Raw genomic sequence first — 204 nt, 5'->3', positions numbered from 1 at the left:
CAACCGATGTAGATAGCAGTTCGTTTACGTATTCTTTAGTAGCTGGAGCTGGTGATACCGATAATACTTCTTTTTTAATTTCAGGTAGTGATTTGAAAATTACTGCGAGTCCTGATTTTGAAACCAAAGCTTCCTACTCTGTTCGCGTAAGAACTTTCGATGGTACTTCAACTTTTGAAAAAGCATTTACTATTTTCATTAATG

Annotated in this window: 1 protein-coding gene; it reads left to right on the top strand. The window is 35.3% G+C overall.

The genetic code is table 11. From position 1 onward, the window contains the following. On the top strand, positions 1 to 204 hold a 204-nt coding region (locus WFZ86_RS20505), incomplete at both ends, for a hypothetical protein (protein ID WP_342693650.1).

It is taken from the genome of Flavobacterium polysaccharolyticum (assembly GCF_038739875.1).
Taxonomy (GTDB): Bacteria; Bacteroidota; Bacteroidia; order Flavobacteriales; family Flavobacteriaceae; genus Flavobacterium; species Flavobacterium polysaccharolyticum.
This window is presented reverse-complemented; position numbering and strand designations above follow the sequence as displayed.